This is a genomic window from Paenibacillus sp. ClWae2A, assembly GCF_032452295.1.
Taxonomy (GTDB): Bacteria; Bacillota; Bacilli; order Paenibacillales; family Paenibacillaceae; genus Paenibacillus.
The window spans coordinates 199,386-226,383 of the sequence record NZ_JAULSQ010000009.1 but is presented as its reverse complement, the minus strand read 5'-3'; the positions used below and the strand labels follow the sequence as shown (position 1 = coordinate 226,383).

Genomic DNA, 26,998 nt, shown 5'->3' with positions numbered 1-26,998 from the left:
CAATGCTCCACAAGAATCCTTCTTTGGGCATTTTAAAGATGAAACGAATTTCAAAACATGTATGACCCTGGAAGAGGTTAAGCAAGAAGTGAAAAGCTACATGATCTATTATAATCATTATCGAGGTCAATGGAACTTAAACAAGCTGCCGTCTGCGCGATACAGACAGCAGCTTGAAGCAGCCTAACCTTTTTTAATTTGTCCTGTACAAGGGGTACATTTTACCATGAGTTCCATGGGAGAATCGCCCTTTTTCTTTTTCGTTAAGCGTGGTGCGTCATGATTGTACTTATTTCAGAATACTCACATATTTCCCGTATACAAATGCTACCCGTCCATCCAGCTTCACTTTTACCCAGCCATACTTGTCTGTACTGATCACCTCAAGCAGGGTGCCCTTTGGTACCGCAGCAACAACCTTGGCTTTGGATGAAGCGCCAGCGCGTACGTTCAGGTAAGCCGCAGTAACCTTGGCTTGTTTGCCTTTGTTGACAGTATCCGGTTTACTCGTGCTTGGTGTTGATGGTTTACCAGGTTTCGACGTGCCTGGAGTTGGTGTTGGTTTTGGTGCTGTTGGCGTTGTCGGCTTCTCAGGTGTAGGAGTAGTTGCACCCTCGCCATTGCCTGCCGCTTTGCGAGCCTTGTTCAGCTGTTGATAGAACGCTCCCTTGGTTTTCACGCCTGCGAATTGTGCTGCACTCACATCTGCTTTGGCAGCTAGTGCATCAATCTCTTCCTGGGTCACTGCATCCAAAATGTTAATGGAGGCAATGTTGGTGTACTTGCCATCTTCCGTTGTTGGCACAGACATGATGCCATCGTTAATTAACTCCACCACATCTGCACGCTCTGGTGCAGTCAGGTCTACGCCAGTGATTTTCCAGTTGTGTTGAATCTTCGGTTCGTAGACACCTTTCATGACATCTTTCAAATAAGAGATGGACAGGTTGCGAATCGTACCTTGAATCTCACCAAATGCCGAGGCATCCTTGGAGGACCAGAGTTGCTTGAACTTACGTCCTTCCAGGGCACCGCCTTTGGCAATCAGCGCTTCCATCCGGTAGGCATTCATACCGAGCTTCAGCGTATCGTTTTCTTTGACAACGGACCCATTGCTGTACTTGAGATTGGTAATCCGACTGCCGTATGGCTTGGTCAGGTCAATCTCATACGTTACACCGCCGAAGAAATCATCGGTACTGTATTTGGAAGCACGTCGTTTCGGATCAAAGCTGACGGTCACATCACCCGGGCGTGTAGAATTGAAATATCCCGCAGACCACTCCATATAATCCATCAGATCACGTCCGGTTACTTCATATACGGTCACTTCACCAAAGGTGTATTGGTAGTTGAATGCAATATCCTTTTTCTTAATCGGGCCTACATCCAGCTTGGCCTTGTCGTTATCAATCTGGTGCGCGACCACATCGGCATCACTGTAATGCAACATCACTTCGGTGAAAAAGTCAGACAAAGGTGTTTCCTGGATCTGCACCGCAGGGATACCCTTAATTTCATCGGCAGGGACCAGGTTGGTTCCTTTCAGTTCAGCCACTTCGATATTGGCATCGGCACGAGCGAACTCGTGGAACGGGTGCAATGTCTCTTCCAGCGCAGGATCGGAGACTTCGTACGTCCCGTCTGCTGCTTTTACAGCGAGAGCTTGAGCTTCCTTGCTTTTCAGCACAACTTTGTCGCCGTCTTTTTCAAATGTCAGATCAATTCGAGAGATATGTGAGCCATATTTATTCGGTTCGGAGATCAATACGCCGTTAACCGTTTGGGATTCAATTAAGGTATGCATGTGTCCGGCAAAAATGGCAGCCAGCTCCGGGTTGGCGTTGGCGATATCCGTCACTCCGGTTCCCGGATTTCCGTTCTCGTTGTCCAGACCCATATGCATGAGTCCAACCATGACATCCACTTTGCCTTTCAGCTCCGCAATGGCCTTCTTGGTCTCTTCCACAGGATCTTTGACGATGATGCCGTCCAGGTGATCCGTACCTTTTTCAAACTCGGTGATCATAGGCGTGTTCATTCCGATGATACCCACTTTGATTCCGTCTTTCTCAATAATCGTATAGGCAGGCATGTAACGGTCGCCGTTTTCTTTGAAAATGTTACCCACGAGAGGCTGTCCATTGAATTGGGAAGAGATCTTCTCCAGTACGTCCAGCCCAAAGTTAAACTCATGGTTACCCATAACCCATGCGTCATATTTCATTTCGTTCATTGCAACCATCATGGGAGATTGCGGTTGATCATTGAACAACTCAGCCGAGTTATCCTGAATCATGTCTCCTGCGTCCAGCAGAATCGTATTGGGATTCTCTGCGCGTACTTTTTTCACAATGGTGTAGAGCTGTGTCATGCTTCCGGTTGGATTTGGACCGTCCAGAGCATAGTCCCACGGCATAAATCGACCATGAATATCCGATGTACCGAGCAACGTGATCTTGGTTTCCTTGTCTGCCTCAGCAGCCTGAGCTGGAGTAGAAGCAAAAGGGGCGAATAAAATGGAGGCACATAAGAGGAACGATAAGGGCCATCCGGCGAAACGTTTCGTTGAAATTTTGCGCATGTTGTAATCTCCCTTGTTATCTAGTGTGTGTAAAGATATGTATCATTTCATACTAGATAAACATGTGGTGAATGTAAACTCCAATGTAAGAGTTATGTTGGATTTAAGAAAGTGAATCTATAAATAACTTCAGAAAAAGCATTTAAATCTATTTTTTTACAATAAAATACTATAATTTGACAGGTGTTAAAAACCAAAATTATCCAGTAAAATGGTTTTTGTAAGCGCTTAACAAAAATTGAATACTAAGGAGGAAAATCATTGATTAAGTCTAAGTGGTTTAAAACAGTCGGCTCACTGGCGTTGGTAGGGGTTCTCGCTGCTTCAGTTGCGGTGGGCAGTGTTAGTGCTGGTTTGGCGAAAGGCAGCAAATTTTTGGGGAATATTATAGCTAGTCAGGTTCCTTCGAATTTTAGCCCATATTGGAATCAGGTGACCCCGGAGAACTCAACCAAGTGGGATGCTGTTGAAGGCACACGCAACGTAATGAATTGGGGCCAGGCGGATATGGCATACAATTATGCTAACAACAACGGATTCCCGTTCAAGTTCCATACCCTCGTATGGGGAAATCAACAGCCAAATTGGATTAACAGTCTCTCAGCCGCAGATCAGAAAGCTGAAGTGACACAATGGATTAAAGCCGCAGGACAGCGGTATTCGAAGTCTGCCTTCGTTGATGTGGTGAATGAACCTCTGCATGCGAAACCATCCTATCGCAATGCCATTGGTGGAGATGGGGCAACGGGTTGGGACTGGGTCATCTGGTCATTCCAACAGGCGAGACAAGCCTTCCCTAACTCCAAATTGTTAATCAATGAATACGGAATTATCGGTGATCCGGCTAAAGCGGACCAATATATCCAGATTATCAACCTTTTGAAAAACAGAGGTCTAGTTGATGGTATTGGTATCCAAGCGCATTACTTCAATATGGACAACGTCTCTGTGAGCACGATGAACACGGTACTGAACAAGCTAGCAGCGACAGGGTTGCCGATCTATGTATCCGAGCTGGATATGACGGGTGATGATAATACGCAATTGCAGCGTTACCAACAAAAGTTCCCTGTGCTTTGGAAGCATTCTGCCGTTAAAGGTGTAACGCTGTGGGGTTACAACCAGAACCAAACATGGGTGAATGGTTCACATCTGGTTAATAGCAACGGTACAGAACGTCCAGCTATGCAATGGCTGAGAAATTACCTGGCGAACAATCCTTAAGCGTGTGTTTGCAAGAATCTGAGCTTCCCTTGTGATTCCGATGACTATTATATAACACCAAATAGCACCTGTTCCACGTAATAAACAGTGGAGCAGGTGCTATTTGGTGTGCAGAAGGGTGTTTCTATGTGTTAAACGTTTTAAACTTCTCCCTCAACCACACCCAAGGCGCTATTTTTCTCTTTGAACAGCTCATTGTGTGAGGAGACATAAGCCATTGGAGAAGCATCGGGTTGTATATAACGCTTGGCACTGTTCAGTGCAAGAATACCACTGGTGAAGGTGCCTGCGAGTAATTCAACTTTGCTATCATAGGCAACAAAATCACCTGCGGCATATACGCCGGGAAGGTTGGTCGTCATATCTGCTTCCACCTCCAGGTTCCATTCACCCAGATTCAGTCCCCAATCCCGGATGGTACCATAGTTGCAATTCATACCGTGATTGACGATAACCGCATCGACCTCCAGTTGCTCTCGCTCTGAAGTCTCGGTATGGACGAGTGATACACGATGAATTTGTGTCCCATCGCTACTGTGGAGCGCTTCTATAGTATAGGGTGTCCGAACTTGAACGGAGGAGTCCTTCATCATCGTAACACTGCGTTCCAGACCGCCAAAGTGATCACGTCGATGAACGATCGTTACGCTACTGGCTATGGGTTGTAACTCATTGGCCCAGTCTACAGCAGAATCGCCTCCACCTGAGATTAATACCCGCTGGTTGCGGAAGCGCTCCAGTTCCTGAACCGTGTAGTGCAGGTTGGTCACTTCGAAGCGATCTGCTCCTTCAATCTCAAGCTTGACGTTCTGGCGCTCTCCGTACCCAATAGCCAGAATCACGGTCTTGGTCAGATGTTGCCCGCCTTGATCAGCGGTCAGGAGAATGGCTCCATCCTCCTGATGTTCCATGCCGACGATCCGCTGACCGAGAACAATCGTCGGATCGAATGTACGGGCTTGTCCAATCAACTGCGCTATGAGCTGTTCCCCACGAATTGGAGGCATGGCCCCGACATCCCATATCATTTTCTCAGGATACGTCAGGACTCTTCCGCCCAGTTTATGCTGTGCTTCGATAACCTTGGTCTTCAGTTCTCTCATGCCGCTATAAAATGCCGTGTACAACCCGGCGGGTCCTCCGCCGATGATGGTCACATCATACAGTTCAAGTGAATCTGTCATCGCTTACCTCCATAATTGGTTGGGGGCAATCCCATTATTTTTTGAGCATGATTGGCAGTTGTTTGATCAGTTCTTCCCTCGCCAGTGGATCTGTCGATATCCCGAGACCGCCATTTACGAAATATACTTTACCGGCTTTGATCGCGGGCAGTTGGCTCCATACAGGACCTTTGGTCATGTTCTCGACTTCCTTCAGTTCTTCGTCACTGTAATACACAATGAATATCCGGTCCCCGGCAATTTCGGGCAGCTGTTCAATGGAAATATTGGCATAGCCATAGTCATCCGGGTCATCAATCATTTTCTGAATCGCTGCGGTTGGCTTGAATCCATCTTCGTTATACACGAAACCGGGCAGGTAACTGGTCGTGTACACACTTAATCGTTTCTGGCCGATCATGTATTGGAATACGGATGCCGTCTCGTCCTTCTCGATGGTGCCATCCTGCTGTAGTTCGTTCCACATTTTAACAATTTTTGCACTATGCTGTGCAAGAAACTCTTCTGGTACTTGCTTGTTGCCAAGCCATTCACCCAAACGCTTGATCCGAACAGGCATAGGGTCCCATTCATTGGTCAGGATCACCGGTGCGATCTTGGAGAGGGTCTCATTCTGCTTTTGGTCTGGAGTTGATGTAATAATCAGATCGGGCTGAAGTTCTACAATCTTCTCGGGACTTGGCGGCCAGCCGATATCTGCAACATCTTTCAGTTCGTCTTTATACGTCGCGTATTGCAAACCTTGTTGTACTACACCTACAGGCTTGATCCCGAAAATCAACAGATCTCCAACCGTGTTGTCGGTGTATACGATGCGTTTGGGCGCTATGGGAATCTCCACCTGATTACCATAAGCATCGGTCGCCACCTGGGTTCCTTTGTCCTCGGATTGGGTGGTCGTTTGACTGGTGTTCTGTGGCGTTGTGTTGTTGGCGGCGGTATCAGCTGTTTTACCACAAGCTGTTGCAACCAATACCACTAAACATAAAGTGAGCAATGTGGTGAGTCTTGACATTTTTTGTATCATGAATATCCCCCTGTATGATTAAACATTTACTGATAATCATTATCAATAAATCAAGTGTAATGCCGTTCAAGAATGCATTCAATGGAAGATTAGGACGTTTTTTTTGCATTAATAGGCTGGTTATGGGCAGGTTTCGGCCATTGATAACCAAGGAAGAGTTGAGTTATGATGGCTCTAATTGATAATGATTATCATGAAAAGGAGTGCTGATTGTGGATCTGACTCATCTCAAAACCCGGTACGGTGTTTCGGGCATTTATTACGAACTTCACGGGTTGGCTCTACAACATTTCTCGCCTAACGATGGTATTACACGACAAACACTAACAAATGAGATCATGATTGTGGTGGAGGAGGGGGAGGGTCTGCTCATTTGCGATGGTAAGATACATGAGCTGCAATATGGAGTTCCCCTCGTTATTAATGCAGGACACGCGGTAGAGATTCGAATAAACGAAGAGACGTTGTTATCCGCGTGGTTAGTTGCCTTTACCTTGCATGATTCGGAACGCAGCATGTTCTCCGCCTTTGTCGAGACCCGTGAGATGGACACGGCCGGATTTCGAGCCATATTGCAGCGGATCAGGGGGATTGAAAACCGTCGTATGGTACAGGATCGCAAACAACGAGTCGGTATTCACACCCAGTTTCAGAGATTAATGAGCATGGTGCTGAAAGATCCCCATGAGTACGAAGGAGAAGTCTCCAGTGAGCATACAAGAGCGAATATATCCGAGATCATTACGCAGCTAAAGGGCCGCTACAACGAGGAAATTACCGTGGATGATCTGGCGGCACAGGCCAGAATTAGCAAGCGCAGATTTACCCATTGGTTCAGGCAACTCACAGGAACGAATCTGTCGGATTATATGACAACGCTGCGAATGGAACATGCCAAACAACTGCTTTTACGCGGAGGACGTATGAAAGAGGTGGCCACCCTGGTGGGATATCGGGATGAGTACTATTTCAATCGACGCTTTAAACAGATGGAAGGAATCTCCCCAGGTCAGTTCATTCTTAACCACCGGCAGAGCTCGTCCAACATCTGTGTGATGAGTTGTCTCGGCCATCTGCTTGCCCTTGGAATCCGCCCGGCGGCGGTTGCCAAAAATCTGTCCAATGAGCATTACCTAACCCCGTTAAGTGCGAGTTTCCACAAGGTTAACAGCGTACCGCTGGACCCACAGGAGATTTCCTATTTGCAGCCTGAGATGATTCTTGTTGGAAATCAGGAGGAATACGACACGTTATCACCAATCGCGCCGACATATATCTTTTCACAGAACGACCACAAGCCATATGTATTGTTACAGAAACTTGGAGAGATATTCGGTAAGGGGCCAGAAGCAGAGAAGGTAATGAAGCAGTATGAACGTAAAGCACAGCGTCTGAAATCCCGGTTAAAGGGTGTGATTAAGAGCACAGATACGTTCTCCGTGATGGAAATACGCGATGATTCGATCTATGTATTCGGCAATTACTGGTGTAGGGGAGCCTACAATCTGTATGATGGCCTTGGACTTCAGGCATCAGAGCGGGTTCAGAAGGAATTAATTGACCGTCAGGCTTATCTCATGATATCAGAGGAGCAAGTTACATCCTATGCAGGCGAACACTTGTTCCTGACGGTGCTGGATTCGGAGCGGTATCAACGTATATCGAACAGCATCTGGTGGCAGGAAATGCCCGCAGTGAGGCAAAATCAGGTGTATATGACCGAATATACGGAATTTGCAGTTACCGATCCCATATCCATGCCTTACCAGATGGATACCCAGGTGAGATTAATACTGGATCGCGAAATGTCCCATTCCTGAGCATCTGTTCCCCTGAGTAATCATGGTAACAATAAGCATGGTCTGGCCCATAAAAAATAGCGCCGACCCGTGGGATTAATGGGCCTGACGCTATTGATGTCCGCGTTTTTAACGATGTGTTGGATTAGTTATTTCGGTTGAATAACCATGCTGTTGAACGAATCGGCCTCCAGCTCGATGTGAAGAGTCTGTCCTTCTTCAAGGGTTAGATACAGGTCACGACGGTCCTGGAATGGATTGTTGATGACAAGGACGAGACTGTTATCCGGGTTGCGGAAAGCGACGGATTTCCCGCTCCACGCGCCAGACAGGCCGACTCTTCGTGCACCAGGCACTACATGATGCGCGAAGTGTTTCATCACATAATACTCCGGGTTCCGAGTAACCGCCTTATTGTCCGGATCTACGGTGATCATGGAGTTCTGCTCCCAGCCCCATGTGCTGCGGCCTTTGGGTTCCAGAACCATGTTCCAGTAGATGTACGCGTTCACTCCGTTGCTGAAGTAGTGTTGATAGAGGTTATATACATATTTGGCGTAGTTCCATGAGTTGTTGCCATCGCCGCATTCGTTCTCGGTCTGCATATAACGTAGCTCCGGATAACTTGCCGAGGTACGTTGAATGGCATTTTTGCCAGCCCATTGATACCCAACACCCTTGATATAGGAATAGGCCTTTGGATCACTCAGGACAAGTCCGGCATACTCATCGAAGTCATTTGTTTTTTTCTTGATTAATTCTTCCCATGGATCAGGGGCGTTGATCGTTCCCAGCCAGATTTCCGTATCCAGACCGTGTTTGTCAAAAGCCGGGCCCAGATAATCAGCGATAAACTCACGAAGCTGCTCGCCTGTCCACATGCAAGAAGGGAATTTCTGATCTGCAATCACTTCGTTCTGCACATGCACCTGATGGATTGTAATGCCTGCGTCGCGGTAAGCCTGTACAAATTTTACGAAATACAGGGCGTAGGCCTCCAGGATATCTTTCTCCCAACGAAGCGTGCCATAGTTATAGGCTTTGGGCGACTTCATCCATGTTGGGGGACTCCATGGCGAGGCGAAGAATTGCAGATTCGGGTTATAACTCAGAGCTTCCTTGATGTAAGGAATCAGATATTTGAAATCACGTTCGATCGAAAAATGATCCATGGCCACGTCGCCGTCCACCTCGTTGTGGCTATACCACTGCTCCGCATAATCACTTGCGCCGATCGGCAGGCGACAGATGTTAAACTTGTGCTCACCCTCCGGATGGAAGAGAGAATGGAATACCTCATGGCGCTGCTCCTCATTCAAGTGGGACAGAGCCATATAACCAAGCTCGTTGAAACAGCCGCCAAACCCTTCCACAAGCTGGTGCTGTTCACCCGTGAGTTTTAGGTTAGCGCTTTCATTAGTCGGTAAAAAAGATAGCTCTCTCCACGGGTTGTCTTGGGTTGTGGAGTAACCAGTGAACGTGAATGTCATGTGAATTTCCTCCTCGCTTGAACCTCAGTTGTCATATATATTACGTTCAGTATAACAACTCCCGCGGCAAAAGAAGATATGCTAAACCGTGTAAAATTTGCCCTAATCCAAGATAGAGCATCACGAGTTCATGTCCGTACAGCAGAGGTTATGCTGCATTTTCATGTGGTTAACGCTATCCATATACCATTATCCAATGTCATAACACAACAAAAATCCCCACTGATTGTTCAGACGGGGATTTTCGCTATGTTTCTCTTATGGCTGGAAATGAACGTGAGACACAACTTATGGCTGCACACTCTCACCAAGCTGTTTATTTTCAAAAATCAGAATCGTTTTGCTGCTTCCGATGTAACCAACAGAGGTATTGAATTGCTCTGAAATGAAGCGTACCGGTACAAATGCTTTGCCATTTTTCATCAGAAGAGGAGCATCATTGATCGCAAGCGTATCATCCACAACGACTTGTTTGTTGCCCACACTCCAACGGATGGTCTTATCATTCTGTGTGATCACGGCTTCGCGCGTACCACTGTTCCAGTTCACACTGGCATTTAACTGCTCCGAGACAAAACGCAGAGGCACATAGGTCCGCCCTTCATCGATAAAAGGTGCAGCATCCAGGGCATAAGCGCGATCTCCTACATAGGCAGTGGTGGACCCTTCAATCAGACGCTGGAAGCTGCCCTGCGGCGTTCGTTTCTGCTCCCGCACATTCATCCGGTTCAGAAGCTGCATCGTATGACTGCCACTCACAACATCCAGATAATTGTTCTGCACCGTGAGTCCGGCAGGCTCAGCCTCTGAGGTAGATGTCTGAATACCGGACGATAACGAGGTGGACGCCGAGATATCCTGTATGGCATTTGCCGCTGACTGATCACGGGTAAACGTAAAACCTGCAATCGGTGTTAGATCCCACACCCGGTTGTTGGACAATTTCAATACATCCAGATTGGAAAGCTGCCGTAAAGGTTCCAGATCATAGATCTGATTGGATTCTGCATTCAGGTCCGTCAGCCCAGTCAGTCCCTCAAGCCCCTTGAGATGCTGTACTTGGTTACCAGAGATATCAAGTTTCCGAAGACGTGTCATGTGCTCCAGTGGTGTCAGATCCGTGATTTGGTTGCCTGCCACATTCAGATTCCGCAGTGTATTTGGCAGTTCAGCCAGTACGTCCAGCGTCTGAATCTGGTTGTTAGCTACATTGAGTTGTTGGAGCCGTGTTTTACCCATGAGCGGTGTCAGATCGTTAATCGTATTGTTTGAGATCTCAAGCCACTTCAGTGCATCCGCATCCGAGAGGGCCGCAAGACTGTCGATCTGGTTACCGCTGGCGTGGAACGTATGTAATCGGTTGAACCCACGTACAACCTCTATGGAAGAAATGGAATTGTTGCTGATATACAGCCGTCCCAAGTCTTTCAATTCAACAAGTGCGTCTATGGATGTAATGTAATTGTTGCGAACATCGATCTCGCGAAGCTGGGTTAGGTGCTCCAGCGGTGTGAGATCCTCAATCTCATTCCCATATAATCGGAGGTGAGTCAGGTTGGTTGCATATTCCAGTCCGGACAGGCTTTGAATACCTGCATTGCTCAGATCCACCACCTCAAGCTGCTCCAGATCAGTTGAAGTCAATGGAACATCCAGAGGTTTGTTCAGGATTAGCTTCAGTCCGTCCTCCAAGGCGGGATCTTCAATGATTCCCTCGCCCAAGTCTGTAGTCGTGTAAGCCATGGCTTGCCCCGATGCCCCGAGACTCAGGATGAATACTAGAAATAATAGCGTCATTCTTCTCATTGCATGCATTCCCTCCGATTTTAAAAATTATAAATTAATCCGAACAGATTGAATTAGATAAGTATATTGAATCAATTTCATAACTCACTAAAATGAATTTTTGTAACTATATCTAGCCTTGATTGAAGCAGCTAAAGGTATTATGAAATTGTTTCCAGTATTTACACGATAACAGCGATCGGAAGGTTGTTCTACCCACGGAGTGTTCAGTGTAAATGGAACAGTTTAACATATGCAGGTTCGGCTAAAAGCACATCTATAGTTATTAACCCGTCAACGGGAAAAAGGAACAAGAAATTTCGTAAGGGGTATTCCTATACTTCTATTCTATATGAAACAAACCCTGCCCTGCACTCTTCAGAGACATGTTTATCAAAAAAATAAAACATCTGCCGCAGCCCCTATTCAACCCACCCTTGAAACGGGTATAGATGAAGTAAAGATGCCAATTTGGAGGGGAAGATGTGAGTATGCGCCAAGCCATGATCATTAGCAATCCGTCGTCAGGTAAGGAAGAGGCTGAGCAGTATGTATCCCAAGTCAGAGAAATTCTGGAGTCACAGCAATATGAGGTGGTTGTTAACGAGACGGCCGGGGAAGGTGATGCCACCAACTACTGCCTGAACGCCTGCAAGGACGGCTGTGGTCTGGTCATTTCCATCGGAGGCGACGGTACACTGCATGAGACGATTAACGGCATGATGGATCAGGATCATCGTCCACGACTGGGCGTCGTACCGCTGGGTACGGTGAATGATTTTGCACGTGCGCTGAATATCTCGCTTGACCCGGAGGAGGCCATTAGGCAGTTACGTTCGGACCAGACCCATATCGTGGATCTGGGGAAAATCAATGATCGCCTGTTTGCCAACGTGGTAGCTGCAGGGTCTTTGGCAGAAGCTCTATTCTCCGTATCCTCGGAAGAAAAGTCGAAGCTGGGTTCATTTGCATATCTCAAAGAAGGCTTGAAAGACCTGGTGAACACACCAGCTAATCATCTGACCATTGAATATGACGGCCAGATCTGGGAGGGAGAATCTCCTCTTTTTCTGGCGGCGCTGACCAATTCGGTTGGAGGATTCCAGAAGTTGTCCCCGGATGCTGAGGTGGACGATGGTCTGATACATTGTTTTGTTGTTCGCAACATCAGTGTGTTCAACAGCCTGACACTAGGTACTTCCCTGTTCTTTGGTAATCTGAAGGACCATAAGGATGTGGATTATTTTACAGCCAAAGAAGTTCATGTTCGCTCAGACGAAGCCATTCGCACGAATGTGGATGGTGAGGAAGGTCCTGCCCTGCCGATTCACATCCGAGTCCTGCCAAGGCATATTGAAGTTATCGTACCGGAAGAAGTATAACTTATTCCTGTGTAATGATAGGCTGAGGTTGAAGTCCTATCATTTCGCCATATGAATGTAGGATAAATCTATTGAAACCGATTGCAGATGTGTGTCACAATCAAAGGTAAGATACACGATAATATTCGAATATGGAGGGAAAACATCTTGAGAACCATTAAATTGGGCAGCAGCACATTAGAAGTACCCGTAGTCGCGGTGGGTTGCATGCGGATTAATTCACTAGACGGTAAGGAAGCTGAACATTTTGTTCGTTCTGCAATGGAGGTTGGCGCAAATTTCTTTGACCATGCCGACATTTATGGTACAGGAACATGTGAGGAGATCTTCGCTGAAGCGGTACAGATGAATCCCCAAGTTCGTGAAAATATGATTCTTCAATCCAAATGCGGTATCCGCAAAGGCATGTTTGATTTCTCCAAAGAGCACATCCTGAATTCAGTCGATGGCATCCTGCAACGTCTGAAGACGGAATATCTTGACGTTCTGCTGTTGCACCGTCCAGATGCATTGGTTGAGCCGGAGGAAGTGGCTGAAGCCTTTGATCAACTCGAGCGCGAAGGTAAAGTGCGTCACTTCGGGGTATCCAACCAGAATCCGAACCAGATCGAATTGTTGAAAAAATACGTGAAACAGCCACTGGTAGCCAACCAGTTGCAGATGAGTATTACCAATACCACGATGATTGACAGTGGAATTAACGTAAACATGGAGAACGAAGCCGCGGTTAACCGTGACGGTAGCATTCTTGATTACTGTCGTCTGCATGATATCACCATTCAGCCGTGGTCTCCGTTCCAGTACGGATTCTTCGAAGGTGTATTCCTGGGTAGCGACAAGTTCCCGGAATTGAATGCAAAGATCGACGAGATTGCTGCGAAGTATGACGTGAGCAATACAACGATTGCAATCGCATGGTTGCTTCGTCACCCTGCGCAGATGCAACCTGTGACAGGCACGATGAATATTGAGCGTCTGCAAGACTGTGTAAAAGCTGGAGATGTTCATCTCACTCGTCCAGAGTGGTATGAAATTTACCGTGCGGCAGGCAATATACTGCCTTAAATTCAAGTTATAGTGAGCATACTGACTGATGAGTCAGTTGAGAACACGAGCCCGTAGATGGCTCGTGTTTTTTGTCTATTTTCAGGTTTGATGCCGAGCGCATTTCCGATATAAAATAAAGATAGGAGTGTTTGTTTTATAAAAGGATTAAAATGGTTTTAATACAAATTAGTTGAAATTATTATATTGACCGATACTTTCTAATTACATATAATTACTTTTGCATACCGATAATCCTGTTTATGTTTTTTATTTTGGAGGGTGGTGTTCGTTTGGAGTCGACAACCACGATACGCGATCACTTGGAAAGTTATCTGAAGCGTGAGCAGATGTCCATTAGTCATTTTTCGGAAACGTCAGGGATTAATTCGGGTACGCTGAGCAATATTTTGAATAAAAATCGGCCTATTGCCATGCAGCAGTTGGATCGCATCACTTCCGCCATGAGACTGGAAGAAGGTTACTTCTATGAGTTATACATAGACGAGTGTTTTGTACACGCGACCCCGGACTGGCGAAGACTGGGACCCTTCCTTCATCGCTGTGCCGAGTTGGACAAGTTGGACTGTATTGAAGAGGTTATTCGTCTGATGATGGATAATCTATCCTATATTCCTTTGTTATTTGATGTGGCTGAAGAATTCTTCCAAGCGGGTAAATTCAAACCAGCCATTCTTCTATATGAAAACATCGCTGAAAGCGAGAAAATGCAACATTCCGAGAGGCTTGCACTCTGTCAGTATCGACTGTTCAGATTGGGACTGACCAATGATCAGCACCGGAATCTGATTATTGCATCTCGGTTCGAATATTATGTGGATCGGCTGGATGAACGCTACCAGTTGGATGCGCTTAACGAACTGATTAATGCTTTTGCATCACTTCACAGATGGAGCAAAGTTCAGGAACTATCTGAAAAGCTGAAGGTGAAAGCAGCCATCCATTATGAGATGAATGGACGGAGGAAACAGGAAGAGACCAAACGACCTATCGTTTTTTATATTATGTATGCTTATTTAGCGTCTGGAAGTGCCCACTTCCACTTGAACAACTATGAAATGGCATTGAAGTATGTTGCATTGTACTCCGATTACAGTTGGGTGAAAGAGCCTGAACCTGAAGAAAAAGTGGTCATTCATCAATTTCAGGAATGGGCTGAGGGTAACCGTTATATATATCAATTAATGGCCGGACAGTTTGAGGTATTATCCGATTATCTGGCATATATCTCGACGAAGGAAAATGAGATATTCCCAGCGATTTGTGATATTGTAACTGCGGCTAACCGATATGATATGAATATAGATCATGTACTTGAGCAGTATGAATCTTACTTCACTTATCAGGAACAGAGCAATCGGATTGGGAAAGTAAGCAAACAGGTTACCGATGATCGATACGTTCGTCTTTTAGCCGGATTAGGCACGTATTATCTTAAAAAAGACAGGTTTGCAAAGGGGTTAGATTTTGTCCTCCATAGCTTGAGATTTTCTATTGAAATTAGCGATGGACGAGGTATGCTTAGAGGTGTTGGACTGTTTGAACAATATAGGGACTATGCGTCTGACACTGCTATAAAGCAGTACAAAATCTTGATTGGTGAGGTGCAGAAACTCAATGAAGAGAAAGCTGGCTTTGCTGATAGTTACATGTAGTATAGTGGTGAGCATTGTAACCCCTGTTACTGGACCTGCCCCGACTGTAGGAAGTCCAGACCCATCCATCTACCGAATGAATGATCACGGTTTAGGGACATAAGCCTGAACCAATGAACGCTTCTGATTTAATTCAGAAGCGTTCTTTTTTTGTGTATCAGAGTGGAAGAATAAGTATGTCGTATCTCATATGCGCTTTTGATTGGCATAATACACTAAAATATGACAAAAAGGAGGGATACTATGGATCGCCTGGATTTAATATCACGGATCGAAGATGCCAGACAGTTGTTATATCGCATGCATATGGAATACGGCAGTCTGCTTCATCCGGAAGTAATCCAGCAATCCGTAGTCCTGGACGGTCTTATTAATCAATACAACAGAGCCAAGGTAGGAAAGGCGATGAATTAAGTTCGCCTATTTACATTTGCGTTTTTGTATACTATAGTTAGTCACATGAGTAACTAACTGACTAACTGGCTAATCAATAATGAATACGTATGAAAGTTGGAAGCACATGAAATCGACTTTGGATGAATCTCAGCCTATTTTTCATCAGATTGCCACGATGATTATGGACGATATTGTGGAGGGCAGATTGAAGGTGGAAGAACAGGTTCCTTCAACCAATGAACTGTCAAGCTTCTACAATATCAATCCGGCTACAGCCCGCAAAGGACTGCAGGAACTCGTGGACAAGGGGATTATATACAAACAGCGAGGTGTTGGAATGTTTGTTGCAAAGGGAGCAAGAGAAGCATTGCTCGTTGAACGGAAACAAGATTTTTATGAAGAATACATCAAGCCTTTACTTGAGGAAGCCAGACGGATTCACATGAATGAAGACATGATCATTGATCTGATTCGCGGCAAGAAGGATAAGGAGAGTGAGTTATGATTCATATGGAGCAGGTCAACTACAGCTACCAGAAGACACCCGTTCTGAACCAGGTTACGCTACATGAGAGTGAACCAATCATTAGTGCAATCTGGGGAAGAAATGGAGCGGGTAAAACAACAATGATGAGTTTACTCGCAGGGCATAACCGCCCGGACAGTGGAACCGTTCAGATCATGGGTCAAGACCCCTATAATAATCTGGCTGCCCAAGAGCATCTGTGCTACATCCAGGAGAATCATCCTCTGGGGAAAAACTGGACGGTTAATGACATGGTTCAAATGGGACAATATTTTCATCCGCAGTGGAATCAGGATTTGGCGGAACGTTTAATCGATGTGTTCGAACTACCAACAAAGAAGAAAATCATTAAATTTTCGAAAGGCATGAAGACTGCCACCCAGATTATATTAGGTCTTGCCAGTAATGCAAAGATAACCATTCTGGATGAACCCACCAATGGGCTCGATGCGGAGAAGCGTAAATTCTTCTACAATGCGCTACTGGAAAGTTATGAAGATAACCCGCGTCTGATTCTGATATCCAGCCATCATATTGAGGAGATTCAGCCCTTATGTGAGTCGCTTATCGTTTTGCAAGCCGGAGAGGTGTTGTTAAATCAATCGATGGAAGAGATGCGCGAAAAAGGAGTTCTTCTAACAGGGAGAATTGAAGATATTAATCAAGTCACAGCAGATGTTAAAGTTATAGAGTCTTCCCAGATGGGATCGACTGTAAAAGTGATGATTGATGAGCCCTACTCGAAAATGTGGAAGGATATCGCTCATTCGCAGGGTCTTTCCATTGAGAAAGCGACATTACAAGATTATTTGGTTAACAGGACCCGTAATCAAGAGGGGGTTAAACCATGAACGCAGTAAAAGGTACGAACCGACTGATTCGTGATGATATGCGTTTGTATCTGAGCATATTTTCATCCATCGCTCTAATGCTCACCGTTGTATATCTGGCCATTGGCTTCATATTTGATGTCTCGTATGCCACGCAACTGTTTGGTCCCATGTACGGAGGGATATGTACGTTTGCGATTGGGGGGATCATTACACTGTTTCCGGTTGCGATGGGTATGGGCAGTACACGAATTCAATTCATGAAATCCTTCTATATGAATTCGGTATGGATGGTTGCAGGCACCATGATCATTCTGCATGTGGCGTATTTCCTCATACACCTGCTTCAGGAAAAAGGAATTGTTGACGTTACCCTTTATCAACCAGGCATGTTGTATTCAAACGAATATCATTTCTTATCCTACCTGTGGATCGATCTGATGTGCGGCTTTCTCGTACTGGGAATCTCTGTCTTCCCAACGGTTTGTTGGATGCGATTGGGGATGCGTAACTTCTTCATTATGTTCTTTGGGGTTGGCTTGGTCATTACGCTGATCATTACACTGGGCGATCTTGGTGAGTTTATGTTGTGGATTGCTAGGATCAATCGCATGACATTGTTCACCGTTCTGGGATGCATTGGTGGTGCGCTACTTCTGTCTACGTACCCGATGATGAAGAATGCGCCGCTTACCATGAAATCCAAAAAAGACTGACAGGAAACGGTTATATAAAGGAACTGGGGCAATAAATCTATGCGAAATTTCCTGTAATCTGAAAAACACGAGTGCGAACACGCCTCGTGTTTTTGGTATCATCTTAAATCACTGAATATACCTATTCAACAATCTTTGTGCGCAATTCCAAATGAAGGTGCATGCGTTAAGCCTGAGCTTGCGGTTTGAATCCTTCGTCTTTGAGATACTCGCCAGCTTCGCTACGCGTTTCAAAAGCCATATCCAGATTAACACCGGAATACACATACCACATGTCATCTTCATATTTTAAAGTCAGCGTATGTCCATCTTCATCGATCCACGTTCCGCCACCCGTAGAGGTAGTAGCCAATGCAGGAGCAGCTTTTACTTGTTCTGGTTCTTTAAATTCAACTGCGTTGGGGTTGTGAGACATTGCTTGGATCGTTTCATCTAACAAGGTGCGCAGATCTGCTTCGGAGTAATCACGAATATTGACGAATCCTTTAGCATCGGTCTCATAGTTGGGCAGTAGCCCTGCATAAATATAACCGTTACCGTTAGGGTGAATATGGAGAGCAACAATTTTCTTATCATACGCGCTTTCCTCGTAGTGGAAGTTAACACGACCGAGAGAAACATCTTTGCGTTGCAGTTGGGGATACGATTGTAGCACTTCAAGCTTTTGTTCCACGTTAAGCATAATTGCCTCCTAGTTAGGTCGTGTCTGAAAACTCGCTGAAGTGCATCTTTTACCGCCTTTTCGCCCCCTGCTGCGTCACTTTCCCTTGACGTGCCCCGGCACGCCTGCGGAAAATTTCCTTGCTTGGAACGAAAATTCGGCAAAATCTGCTACCTTCGGAGTTTCCAGACACGCCCTAGTGTTCAATAGGGGTGATTATACCATAGGTGTTCGCTTATGACGATTCGGAACTACCCATCAGAATGCTTCGCCCTAGTTCTTTCAGGTGTTCCATAACTTGCAGATAGGGATAAGGCCCATAGCTTACACGTGCTACACCCAGTGCGGCAAGTTGTTTTGGTGAAGGCTCAGGAGATGTAACCATAACGTTAATTGGCAGAGGTGAACGCTCACACAATTCCTGAATCAGTTGGTGATCCTGCAAACCGGGTACAAACAGACCGCTGGCTCCTGCATCTGCATAATGGCTCGAACGTATAAGTACTTCCTCCAGGAGGGAGTGGGTATGGTGTTCAGGTGCATTTTGCAGAAAAATATCTGTGCGGGCGTTAATGAAAAACGGTATGCCTGCCTGCTCCGCAGCTTCCCGGGCGGCGGACAGTCTCGGGCATTGCTCCTCCACAGAGTACAATCCCAAGCCAGTGGGAAGTTGGTCTTCCATGTTGATTCCTACAGCACCATGATCGATGACTTGCAGGATATTTTTCTTCACTTCTGACACAGACCTCCCATACCCTCCCTCTATATCGATCGTTACAGGCAGATCCACGCTCGCTGTAATCCGTGCGAGATTGGCAAGCACCAGATGGAATGGCATGGATTCACCGTCGTGTTCACCGTGGGCCGCAGCAACGGACCAGCTTCCGGTAGCAATGGCCGTTGCTCCAGCGGATTGAATGGCTTGTGCACTTCCAGCATCCCACACATTAACGAGAACAAGTGGTTTTCCTTTCACATGGTATTGTTGGAACAACGTTGCTTTCTCCTCTAAGGTACTCATATTATGTTGGCTCTCCTTTGTTATATCATGCATTCCTTTGGACATTTGATGCGTACTTCATTACTTCATTCTGTTTTTCAGCTACCCTGTTTTTGTTTCTCGTGAGTCAAAAGCCAGTTTTTGCGAGTTAATCCCCCGCCGTATCCACCCAGTTCGCCACTGGCATTGATTACACGGTGACATGGAATCACAATCGCAAGCTGGTTGGCCCCATTCGCTTGTGCCACGGCTCGGCAAGCAGTCGGTTTTCCCAGTGCATTTGCAATCTCCTGATATGACCTTGTTTCCCCAGCCGGAATGGACAGCAACTCGTCCCATACCTGCTTTTGAAATGGTGTTCCTAAACAGAACAACGGTGTGTCGAATGCTGTCCGAATACCTTGAAAGTACTCGTTTAGTTCACGCTCAATGGACTGGATGGGAGCTGTAGTGCCGGGTACAATCGCTGATTTGGTTCGTTTGCGCAGACGCTCAACTTCGCGTTCCAGACCTCTGCGGTCCACAAATTCCAGTAAATATAGCGACTCCTCGTCTGCAATGGCCATCATCGGGCCGAGGCGGGTGTCAATCCAGGACGCTTTTAGGATATGTCCTTCATCGACTTGTGTAGGGGCGGCACCCATGATCCGTGAAAAGGCATCGCGGAAGCCGCTGCTTGACTCATATCCGGTAGATAATTGGCTATCAATCACGGTGCGACCAGAACGAATATTTTTCAGGGCAAGTCCCATGCGGCGAGCACGGGCATATTCGACAAAGGTCATGCCGAACCGCTTCTTGAACTGTCGTCGCGCCGTGGATTCATCGATGGAGAGTGCCTTGAAATCCTGTCCTTTCCAGCGTTTCTCCGGATTTTTCTCCACAGCTTCTACCAAGATGCGAACGACATCGGATACTTGGTTGGTGTGAGAGAGCGGGCGACAGCGCTGGCAAGGGCGATAAGAGGCCAGAAGTGCCTGCTGAGCTGTCTCATAGAATTCACAGTTTTCGAATTTTGGCTTTCGCGCAGGGCATGTGGGACGACAGAACACACCGGTGGTTCGGACCCCAACATAGAATAAACCCTCGTATTCCGAATCCTTGGCCACAAGCGCCTCGTAATATTGTTCCTTCAGATCAGCAGAAATCATGGGGGCACGTCCTTACTCATTAGAATCTTTATCTATAACCTATTATAGAAAAACGTTGCAGCAAGCATCGCCGAAAATCAGGCATGAATATTGGAAAGATTGCATCTCATTGGAGAAGGAATCCGTTTGTTCAGAATTTGTTTAGAGTGAACTGGTAGTATAGACCTATCAGTGTAGGGTTACTTAGGCAAGGATACCTATATAGTGAAAAATATAATTATTGATCATTCATTGTTATAGGAAAAATACATAGGTAAACATGAAATTAAAGATTAGCGGAACGAAAGTTTGGAGGTCGACTAGAATGAAATATTCCACGTACAAAAGTATTTATGAATCCGCTTATACCAAAACGTCCGAGTCTCGCACAATGTATGTTAAAGATCAATTCATGCAGCGTGTGAAGACGCCAACCTGGCTAGTGAAGATCGTCACCATAACTCTAATTATAATCATAGGGTGTAGTGCTGTATTCACTGCATTTGCAGGGGATGAGCAATTGTTATCGGGGGACCAGATCGTTGTATCTCAGGGAGATACACTGTGGGGCATTTCTTTGGCACATAAACCTCAGCAGATGGATACTCGTGTGTATGTAGAAGCAATTAAGAAAGTGAACAAAATCGAGCATAACGCCATTCGAATTGGACAAGTGTTGGTCTTGCCTGGGTTTGATCGATAAAATAAACGGTGCATGACGTCATGAACGGAGTTCTTTTTTTACTCATCGAGGTGCAGTTACATACTGAATTTATTAATCATTTACATATAATGGAGCTTCATGTGGGACGATATGGTGTAGTGATTAATAAGTGGTGTGCTATATAAGTTGAACTAAAGAATATTTACACTGACACTACGATGACAGAATAACCTTCCAATCGCTGTTATCCCCAGATTTTTTGATTCCCTTTTCTTAAAGGGAAAATCCGGGGATAGCGTATGCTTCCGATGCAGCTTTCTTTCAGAAAGCTTTTAGGCGAAGTGTATGCTTTCGGAGTAGCTTTCTTACAGAAAGCTTGTGACTTCGCTTTTTCAGGTTTTTTCTGTCCTCTCCGTTATCGTGTAAATGATTAGTTCAACTGATATAGATCTATGTGCTGTAGATGGATGAAGGGAGAAGTAGATGATGAAAATAAAAATAAAGAAATCTGCACTTTGCATGTCTGTGCTCTGTATTTCGCTATTCGTCAGTGCCTGTGGTGCCAAGAATAATAATGAATCGGTTCAGGAACATGCCTATCCACAATCGAAGCAACCCGTAGAGGAAGCTGGAGAAAGCTCTGTTCCGAATGCGGATGCGAAGAATAACAATGATCAAGGTAGTGCGAGTGGTGATGAGGGCAAGCCTACAGCACAATCGGAATCCACTGAACCGTCTGAGCAGATTGATATCGTCATTGACCAGTCGGAGAAACCGAGCGAGGGTAACAGCTTTGATTTTGGAATTAAACAGGTTCCGAAGGGGTATACACTAAAGGAGATGCGATGGACGTCTAACACGGTGACGATTGTAAATTCGCTACAGGAAGCCATTGAACATGGTGGAAATGGTGAAGAGGGGTTTTACTTTAGCGGCAATGGACAATTCTCCGGATTTATCTATTCGGATGAGATGAAGGGCGAGCGCGGCAAAGCGACATTTGTCTTCACAAATGATGAGGGGAACGAAATCCTGTCCGAGAAAGAAATTACATTGAAGTAGCAGGCACATCATTAACGCTCCGTCTGGAGCCTGTTGAACAGGAAAAGCAGCCACTTGGGCTGCTTTTTTTGACATACATGATTACAAGATCGCCGATCTATCTGTTGCTACATCTATAAAGATTGAACTGAAGATTTACACGAGAACGTAGAGGACAGAAATAACCAGAAGAAGCGGAGCGTTCGCCTTTATACCCTGATTTTCACCTTTATAAAAGTAATTAAAAAAAATCGGGGGATAACAGCGATCTGAAGGTTGTTCTGTCATCGGAGTGGCAAGTGTAAAAATTACTTTTTAGTTCAATTTATATAGTTGCTACATAAAGTCAAAGAAATAACGGACCACGTGGAACATAACCGGAGAGGTATAGGTCAGGCTGTCGACCCGGCTCAGGTAGCTTTTTTTGAGTGAATCAAACTTGTTGTCATCTCCAATTAACAGATCGCGCTTCAGTACAGACACCGTCAGACTGCCGAAGAATCCGGCCAGACTGATCAACACCCCGATGAACAGCGAGAATTTCCAATCAAATGGCGTCAGGTAGGGATGGATGAAATACGACGTAGCTGTTGTCACAATGAATGCACACGCGAACCCTTCCCAGGTGACAAAAGGATTGGCAGTAGGCACCACTTTTCGTTTGCCCAGATAGAGAGAGACCAGATAGTGCACCACATCATTAAGCTGTGTTAACACGACCAGGAACAACACCAGCTTGGCCCCGTACTCCGGTGTGGCAAATGGAAAATAGGCTAGGTGGCTCAGCCCAAACACCATCAGCATTAGTCCCCATTGTGTAGAGCTGACACTGCGCAGGAACCCGACCGTACCTTTGTTAATCAGGCGTGGCAAGGGAAGTACCAGGAACACATATAGTGGAATAAACACGATAAACATGCCATACCATCCAATGTAGATCCAATAGAACTGGACGGGAATCGCCAGATATGCCCATAGGAACAGCCTGCGGTCAGCTTTGCGTGTACTTCGAATCATGGAGAAGTATTCTTTGAGTGAGAAGAATGCAAGCACCATGAGGGAGATCAGGGACACAATAGGATTGAAGAGGGTAGCGAGACAAAAGATCACAAACATGCCCCACCAGGTTTTGATTTTTTGGCCGATCCCTGAATAGTCTTTGTTTGGCTGAAGCTTCGTAATAACTTTGTAGACGATATGTATCACAAGTAAAGCTGTGAAGATTAACGTTAGTGTAAAGAGTGAACTGCTCACGAACCGATCACCTGCTTATTCAAAGTAAGATTCCATTATAGGGCACCTATGTTATTATGAAGGAATAGTGCCAACTTGATAAGGGGAAATTTTGCTATGACAGATGATCGCTCCATCTATATTCTGCTTACGAATACAGGAACGCTGTTTACCAAGGTTATTCAGAGCTATACCCGAGCGCCATATAATCACGCATCGATCTCATTTGACCGGGAGTTAACCGAGCTGTACAGCTTCGGTCGCAAACATCCCAGCAATCCGCTGAATGGCGGGTTTGTGAAGGAAGATATTCAGACAGGTACATACAGCAAGTATCCCAATACGACATGTGTCATATATGAGCTTAAGGTGACGGATCGTGAAGTGGAAAAAATGAAACGCGTGCTGCATATCTTCATCCGCAGCCGCCAGAAATATATGTACAATCTGCTCGGCGTGATCGGCATTACGCTCAAGGAACCGGTGGAGTTCAGCAACTCCTACTTCTGCTCCCAATTTGTAGCCGAGATTCTACAGCGTTCAGGCATCAAACTGTGGAACAAGCTGCCTGCGCTGGTGACACCGGATGATTTTCGCCAGAGTGAACGATTGCAACTGGTATATGAGGGGAAATTAAGCGAGTATACGCTGGGGAGTGCAGAGCAAGAGTAGGGTAGGTGCGTATGCTGACACTCCAAGGAAATCCAACCATGAAATAGCCTGCTGCCACGGATGACGAGGCAACAGGCTGTTTGTGTACTTCATATAGATGATGGTGAGGATGAGGATCTGTCGAAATTAACCTCTTCAAGGAATTCGATCACTTCACCATTTGGACTGTGGACGAGCGCATTTCTAACCCGAAGTGCAGGTTCACCAAGCGATATCCAATCTGGTTCAACATAGGTTTTGGCTCCATGGGCGAGCGCTCGCTGATAGATATCTTCTACATCATGCACGTAAAAGGCGAAATGTAACAGTGCGCCGTGCCGGACCGCTTCAGGAGAGGTGGCAGCTTCACCCTCGGCTGGAATGACGGCTTTTGGGTCAAATACCTCAATACAGGTGCGCTGATCCGGAGAGATCAGTATACACGCCTCGGTAATGTGGAAGGAAGGCAAACTCCAGGAGTGACCGACCTTGAATCCTAATACTTTTGTATAAAACGCCAGGGTATCTTCGTAATTACGAGCCTGAATGGCTACATGTGCAAGTCCAATAACACTCACGTTCATCGCTCCTTCTTCAGATTGTATTCTAAAGTATAGGGCTGATATCGCATTGGAACCATACAATATCAAAGGATATAATGAGATGAAATCTATATAATTTTAGATAATTTATCAGAAAAACCTTATTAAATAAGCCGACGACTCGGAGGTGTTACAAATGGAACACATAATAGATGAAATCGATCAGCAGATTATGCGCTTGTTGCAACATCATGCACGTATCCCCGTTGCACAGATCAGCAAAGAAATTAACATGTCCCAACCTTCGGTTAAGGAAAGAATAATGAAACTGGAGGAAAGAGGAGTAATAGCGGGCTATTCAACCATCTATAATCTGGCCCGGTTAAACCGTGGAACCACGACGTTTATTTTGCTCAAAACAGAGCATTGCGACGAGTTGGTTCAGTTCTGTGAACAGGCCATCGAAGTCACGGATGTCTATCGGATTAGCGGTGAGTATAACTATCTGATCAAGGTACAGACGGCGTCCATTGAAGAACTTGCCGAATTTCAGGATTCACTGGTGAAGCTGGGACCCTCCAAATCCCATATCAGCATGAAAAATATCATGGAAAACCGCGTTCTCCTTTAAGATATGAGAGAGACTAGAGAGAAGACATTTGTTCTGGCACCGGATTCGTTCAAAGAAAGCATGACAGCAAAAGAAGTATGTATCGCGATGGAAAAAGGATTGCGTAAAATATACCCGACGGCAGGCTATATTCATGTACCTATGGCAGATGGTGGGGAAGGTACGGTGCAGTCCCTTGTGGACGCTTCCGGCGGTGTGCTTCACCAGCGAGAGGTGAGAGGACCATTGGGTCAGACAGTCACTGCGCAGTATGGCATTCTGGGTGGCGGAACAACGGCGGTCATCGAGATGGCATCGGCGAGCGGCATCCACTTGGTTACCAAGGACACCCGGGACCCGCTCCGGACAACAACCTATGGAACAGGCGAGTTGATTCACGCATGTCTGGACCTTGGCATACGTAAGATCATCATTGGCATTGGTGGTAGTGCGACCAACGATGGTGGGGCTGGCATGGCTGAAGCACTTGGTGCGAAGTTTCTGGATGCACAGGGTCAGCCGCTTGCGCGTGGTGGCGGGGCTCTGGATCAACTGGCTCAGATTGATGTATCCGGTCTGGATGAGCGTTTGCAGGAAGTGGAGTTCATTGTGGCCTGTGATGTGACCAATCCGCTCTGTGGGGAGCATGGCGCATCAAGGGTGTTTGGACCACAAAAAGGGGCAACTCCAGAGATGGTGGAGCAGCTGGATACGAATCTGTCCCATTATGCAGATGTGGTGAAACAGCGGCTGCACAAGGATATCCGTGATGTACCAGGAGCCGGAGCGGCTGGGGGATTGGGCGCGGGACTTTTGATTTTTACACAGGCTGTGTTACGTAAAGGGATTGAAATTGTCATTGAATATACTGAGTTGCGTGAAAAGTTGATTGCTGCGGATGTGGTATTTACGGGCGAAGGCGGTATCGACTTCCAAACGAAATTTGGCAAGACCCCCTATGGTGTTGCTCGAGCAGCCAAGGAAGCGGGTAAACCTGTGATTGCTCTTGCAGGCTATGTGGGCGAAGGGATCGACACCCTCTACGCGGAAGGCATCGATGCCATATTTGGTATTGTGCCTGGGGCAGCAGATCTGGATCAACTATTGCGAGAAGGCCCGGAGAATGTGGAACGTACCACCGAGAATATTGCTAGAGTACTGAAGCTAGGTCTACTTTCTTAGATCAGTGACCATCGGGATCATATGGGGTCGGATTGGAATGCGATGTGACAAAGACGGGATACGGATATGCCTGATATCAGGTGATCTGTCTCTCGTTTTTTGCTGTGAAATTCCATTGTATAGTTGTCGTTCAGGTCGCTTCGTTCGCGTTATCTTTACCCTTTATGGCGCCTTGTGTGCTGTTCAGGTAGTTTAGATGTGTTTTGCCCCAACCACACATGCCGTCCAATAACGTACCGATGGTCTGGCCGTGTTCGGACAGGCTGTATTCTACCTTTGGTGGAACATCACCATAGAGCGTGCGCACAATTATTTGATCCTGCTCCAGCTCACGCAGTTGTTTCGTTAACGTGCCTTGGGCTACATCAGGAATTATGCGTCGTAGTTCACCGAATCGCTTCGTACCTTCTTTTAATAAAATAAACAAGATAAGGGGTTTCCACTTCCCATTAATGGTCTCCAGTGTTGTCAGTACTCCCTGCAACCTTGGTTCTTGTAAATCCATAGTAATCACCTCGATTTATACGTCTATATGTATCTCCATCATACCGGATTTTCTCTATCTCTGCTTGATCGTCTCTGTGAAAAGAGGGGGGAACCGTCGTAATCCCGTCCCAATAG

The 26,998-nt window shown here is 46.0% G+C and carries 26 protein-coding genes; 15 read left to right on the top strand and 11 right to left on the bottom strand.

The annotated features are described in order from the left end of the window. Positions 1–187 (top strand): IS3 family transposase (locus QVE09_RS23500; RefSeq protein WP_315938750.1); only part of this gene is annotated, 187 nt, incomplete at its 5' end. Between the two features lie 102 nt (positions 188–289). Here QVE09_RS23500 and QVE09_RS23495 read toward each other — a convergent pair. Next, positions 290–2,584, bottom strand: coding sequence for a 5'-nucleotidase C-terminal domain-containing protein (locus QVE09_RS23495; RefSeq protein ID WP_315938749.1), 2,295 nt, complete (start codon positions 2,582–2,584; stop codon positions 290–292). Positions 2,585–2,845: 261 nt separating this feature from the next. Here QVE09_RS23495 and QVE09_RS23490 point away from each other — a divergent pair, with 261 nt between their 5' ends. Next, on the top strand, positions 2,846–3,808 hold the full coding sequence (locus tag QVE09_RS23490) for an endo-1,4-beta-xylanase (RefSeq protein WP_315938748.1): 963 nt from the start codon (positions 2,846–2,848) through the stop codon (positions 3,806–3,808). 140 nt (positions 3,809–3,948) lie between these two features. On the opposite strand, the gene QVE09_RS23485 is transcribed toward QVE09_RS23490, so the two are convergent. Continuing rightward, positions 3,949–4,992, bottom strand: coding sequence for an NAD(P)/FAD-dependent oxidoreductase (locus tag QVE09_RS23485; protein ID WP_315938747.1), 1,044 nt, complete (start codon positions 4,990–4,992; stop codon positions 3,949–3,951). A 34-nt stretch (positions 4,993–5,026) separates the two neighbouring features. Further along, entirely contained in the window at positions 5,027–6,019 is a 993-nt protein-coding gene (locus tag QVE09_RS23480; protein ID WP_315938746.1) for an ABC transporter substrate-binding protein, read from the bottom strand. 212 nt (positions 6,020–6,231) lie between these two features. Between QVE09_RS23480 and QVE09_RS23475 the strand changes: the two genes are divergently transcribed. After that, entirely contained in the window at positions 6,232–7,839 is a 1,608-nt protein-coding gene (locus QVE09_RS23475; RefSeq protein WP_315938745.1) for a helix-turn-helix domain-containing protein, read from the top strand. A gap of 128 nt (positions 7,840–7,967) precedes the next feature. Here QVE09_RS23475 and QVE09_RS23470 read toward each other — a convergent pair whose 3' ends face one another. Continuing rightward, positions 7,968–9,308 (bottom strand): glycoside hydrolase family 30 protein, encoded by a 1,341-nt coding sequence (locus QVE09_RS23470; protein WP_315938744.1) that lies wholly within the window; start codon positions 9,306–9,308, stop codon positions 7,968–7,970. Between the two features lie 288 nt (positions 9,309–9,596). Next, on the bottom strand, positions 9,597–11,114 hold the full coding sequence (locus tag QVE09_RS23465) for a leucine-rich repeat domain-containing protein (protein ID WP_315938743.1): 1,518 nt from the start codon (positions 11,112–11,114) through the stop codon (positions 9,597–9,599). 470 nt (positions 11,115–11,584) lie between these two features. Here QVE09_RS23465 and QVE09_RS23460 point away from each other — a divergent pair, with 470 nt between their 5' ends. From QVE09_RS23460 to QVE09_RS23430, 7 genes are all read left to right on the top strand, one after another. Further along, a complete protein-coding gene (locus QVE09_RS23460) occupies positions 11,585–12,475 on the top strand; it encodes a diacylglycerol/lipid kinase family protein (protein ID WP_315938759.1) in 891 nt (296 codons plus the stop codon). 147 nt (positions 12,476–12,622) lie between these two features. Further along, positions 12,623–13,540, top strand: coding sequence for an aldo/keto reductase (locus QVE09_RS23455; RefSeq protein WP_315938742.1), 918 nt, complete (start codon positions 12,623–12,625; stop codon positions 13,538–13,540). Between the two features lie 272 nt (positions 13,541–13,812). Further along, positions 13,813–15,195 carry a transcriptional regulator gene (locus QVE09_RS23450; RefSeq protein WP_315938741.1) on the top strand — a complete coding sequence of 461 codons (1,383 nt, stop codon included), beginning with the start codon at positions 13,813–13,815 and terminating at the stop codon, positions 15,193–15,195. Between the two features lie 243 nt (positions 15,196–15,438). Beyond that, on the top strand, positions 15,439–15,609 hold the full coding sequence (locus tag QVE09_RS23445) for an aspartyl-phosphate phosphatase Spo0E family protein (protein ID WP_017691550.1): 171 nt from the start codon (positions 15,439–15,441) through the stop codon (positions 15,607–15,609). A gap of 106 nt (positions 15,610–15,715) precedes the next feature. Continuing rightward, entirely contained in the window at positions 15,716–16,096 is a 381-nt protein-coding gene (locus tag QVE09_RS23440) for a GntR family transcriptional regulator (protein WP_315938740.1), read from the top strand. Next, positions 16,093–16,968 carry an ATP-binding cassette domain-containing protein gene (locus QVE09_RS23435; protein WP_315938739.1) on the top strand — a complete coding sequence of 292 codons (876 nt, stop codon included), beginning with the start codon at positions 16,093–16,095 and terminating at the stop codon, positions 16,966–16,968. The genes QVE09_RS23440 and QVE09_RS23435 overlap by 4 nt, the downstream gene beginning before the upstream one ends. After that, on the top strand, positions 16,965–17,663 hold the full coding sequence (locus QVE09_RS23430; protein ID WP_315938738.1) for a hypothetical protein: 699 nt from the start codon (positions 16,965–16,967) through the stop codon (positions 17,661–17,663). The genes QVE09_RS23435 and QVE09_RS23430 overlap by 4 nt, the downstream gene beginning before the upstream one ends. A 166-nt stretch (positions 17,664–17,829) precedes the next feature. Here QVE09_RS23430 and QVE09_RS23425 read toward each other — a convergent pair whose 3' ends face one another. The 3 genes from QVE09_RS23425 to QVE09_RS23415 form a co-directional block, all read right to left on the bottom strand. Continuing rightward, positions 17,830–18,345, bottom strand: coding sequence for a hypothetical protein (locus QVE09_RS23425; protein WP_315938737.1), 516 nt, complete (start codon positions 18,343–18,345; stop codon positions 17,830–17,832). A 214-nt stretch (positions 18,346–18,559) separates the two neighbouring features. Then, the gene (locus QVE09_RS23420) at positions 18,560–19,345 is read right to left on the bottom strand and encodes an isocitrate lyase/PEP mutase family protein (protein WP_315938736.1); all 786 of its coding nucleotides are present in this window, start codon (positions 19,343–19,345) and stop codon (positions 18,560–18,562) included. A 77-nt stretch (positions 19,346–19,422) separates the two neighbouring features. Next, positions 19,423–20,475 (bottom strand): bifunctional transcriptional activator/DNA repair enzyme AdaA, encoded by a 1,053-nt coding sequence (locus QVE09_RS23415; RefSeq protein WP_315938735.1) that lies wholly within the window; start codon positions 20,473–20,475, stop codon positions 19,423–19,425. A gap of 304 nt (positions 20,476–20,779) precedes the next feature. On the opposite strand from QVE09_RS23415, the gene QVE09_RS23410 reads away from it, so the two are divergent. Beyond that, the gene (locus tag QVE09_RS23410; RefSeq protein ID WP_315938734.1) at positions 20,780–21,157 is read left to right on the top strand and encodes a LysM peptidoglycan-binding domain-containing protein; all 378 of its coding nucleotides are present in this window, start codon (positions 20,780–20,782) and stop codon (positions 21,155–21,157) included. 444 nt (positions 21,158–21,601) lie between these two features. Beyond that, the gene (locus QVE09_RS23405; RefSeq protein WP_315938733.1) at positions 21,602–22,180 is read left to right on the top strand and encodes a hypothetical protein; all 579 of its coding nucleotides are present in this window, start codon (positions 21,602–21,604) and stop codon (positions 22,178–22,180) included. Positions 22,181–22,495: 315 nt separating this feature from the next. Here QVE09_RS23405 and QVE09_RS23400 read toward each other — a convergent pair whose 3' ends face one another. Continuing rightward, positions 22,496–23,413 carry a phosphatidate cytidylyltransferase gene (locus tag QVE09_RS23400; protein ID WP_315938732.1) on the bottom strand — a complete coding sequence of 306 codons (918 nt, stop codon included), beginning with the start codon at positions 23,411–23,413 and terminating at the stop codon, positions 22,496–22,498. Positions 23,414–23,509: 96 nt separating this feature from the next. On the opposite strand from QVE09_RS23400, the gene QVE09_RS23395 reads away from it, so the two are divergent. Continuing rightward, positions 23,510–24,064, top strand: a complete 555-nt coding sequence (locus QVE09_RS23395; RefSeq protein ID WP_315938731.1) for a hypothetical protein — start codon at positions 23,510–23,512, stop codon at positions 24,062–24,064. 89 nt (positions 24,065–24,153) lie between these two features. On the opposite strand, the gene QVE09_RS23390 is transcribed toward QVE09_RS23395, so the two are convergent. Further along, positions 24,154–24,621, bottom strand: a complete 468-nt coding sequence (locus QVE09_RS23390) for a VOC family protein (RefSeq protein WP_315938730.1) — start codon at positions 24,619–24,621, stop codon at positions 24,154–24,156. A 160-nt stretch (positions 24,622–24,781) separates the two neighbouring features. Between QVE09_RS23390 and QVE09_RS23385 the strand changes: the two genes are divergently transcribed. Together QVE09_RS23385 and QVE09_RS23380 are read left to right on the top strand one after the other, a co-directional pair. After that, positions 24,782–25,216: an Lrp/AsnC family transcriptional regulator gene (locus QVE09_RS23385; protein ID WP_315938729.1), complete on the top strand. Its 435-nt coding sequence runs from the start codon at positions 24,782–24,784 to the stop codon at positions 25,214–25,216. Positions 25,217–25,219: 3 nt separating this feature from the next. Next, complete coding sequence (locus tag QVE09_RS23380; RefSeq protein ID WP_315938728.1) at positions 25,220–26,377, top strand: glycerate kinase; 1,158 nt, start codon at positions 25,220–25,222, stop codon at positions 26,375–26,377. A gap of 130 nt (positions 26,378–26,507) precedes the next feature. Here QVE09_RS23380 and QVE09_RS23375 read toward each other — a convergent pair whose 3' ends face one another. Further along, the gene (locus tag QVE09_RS23375) at positions 26,508–26,882 is read right to left on the bottom strand and encodes a winged helix-turn-helix transcriptional regulator (RefSeq protein WP_315938727.1); all 375 of its coding nucleotides are present in this window, start codon (positions 26,880–26,882) and stop codon (positions 26,508–26,510) included. Positions 26,883–26,998 lie beyond the last annotated feature (116 nt).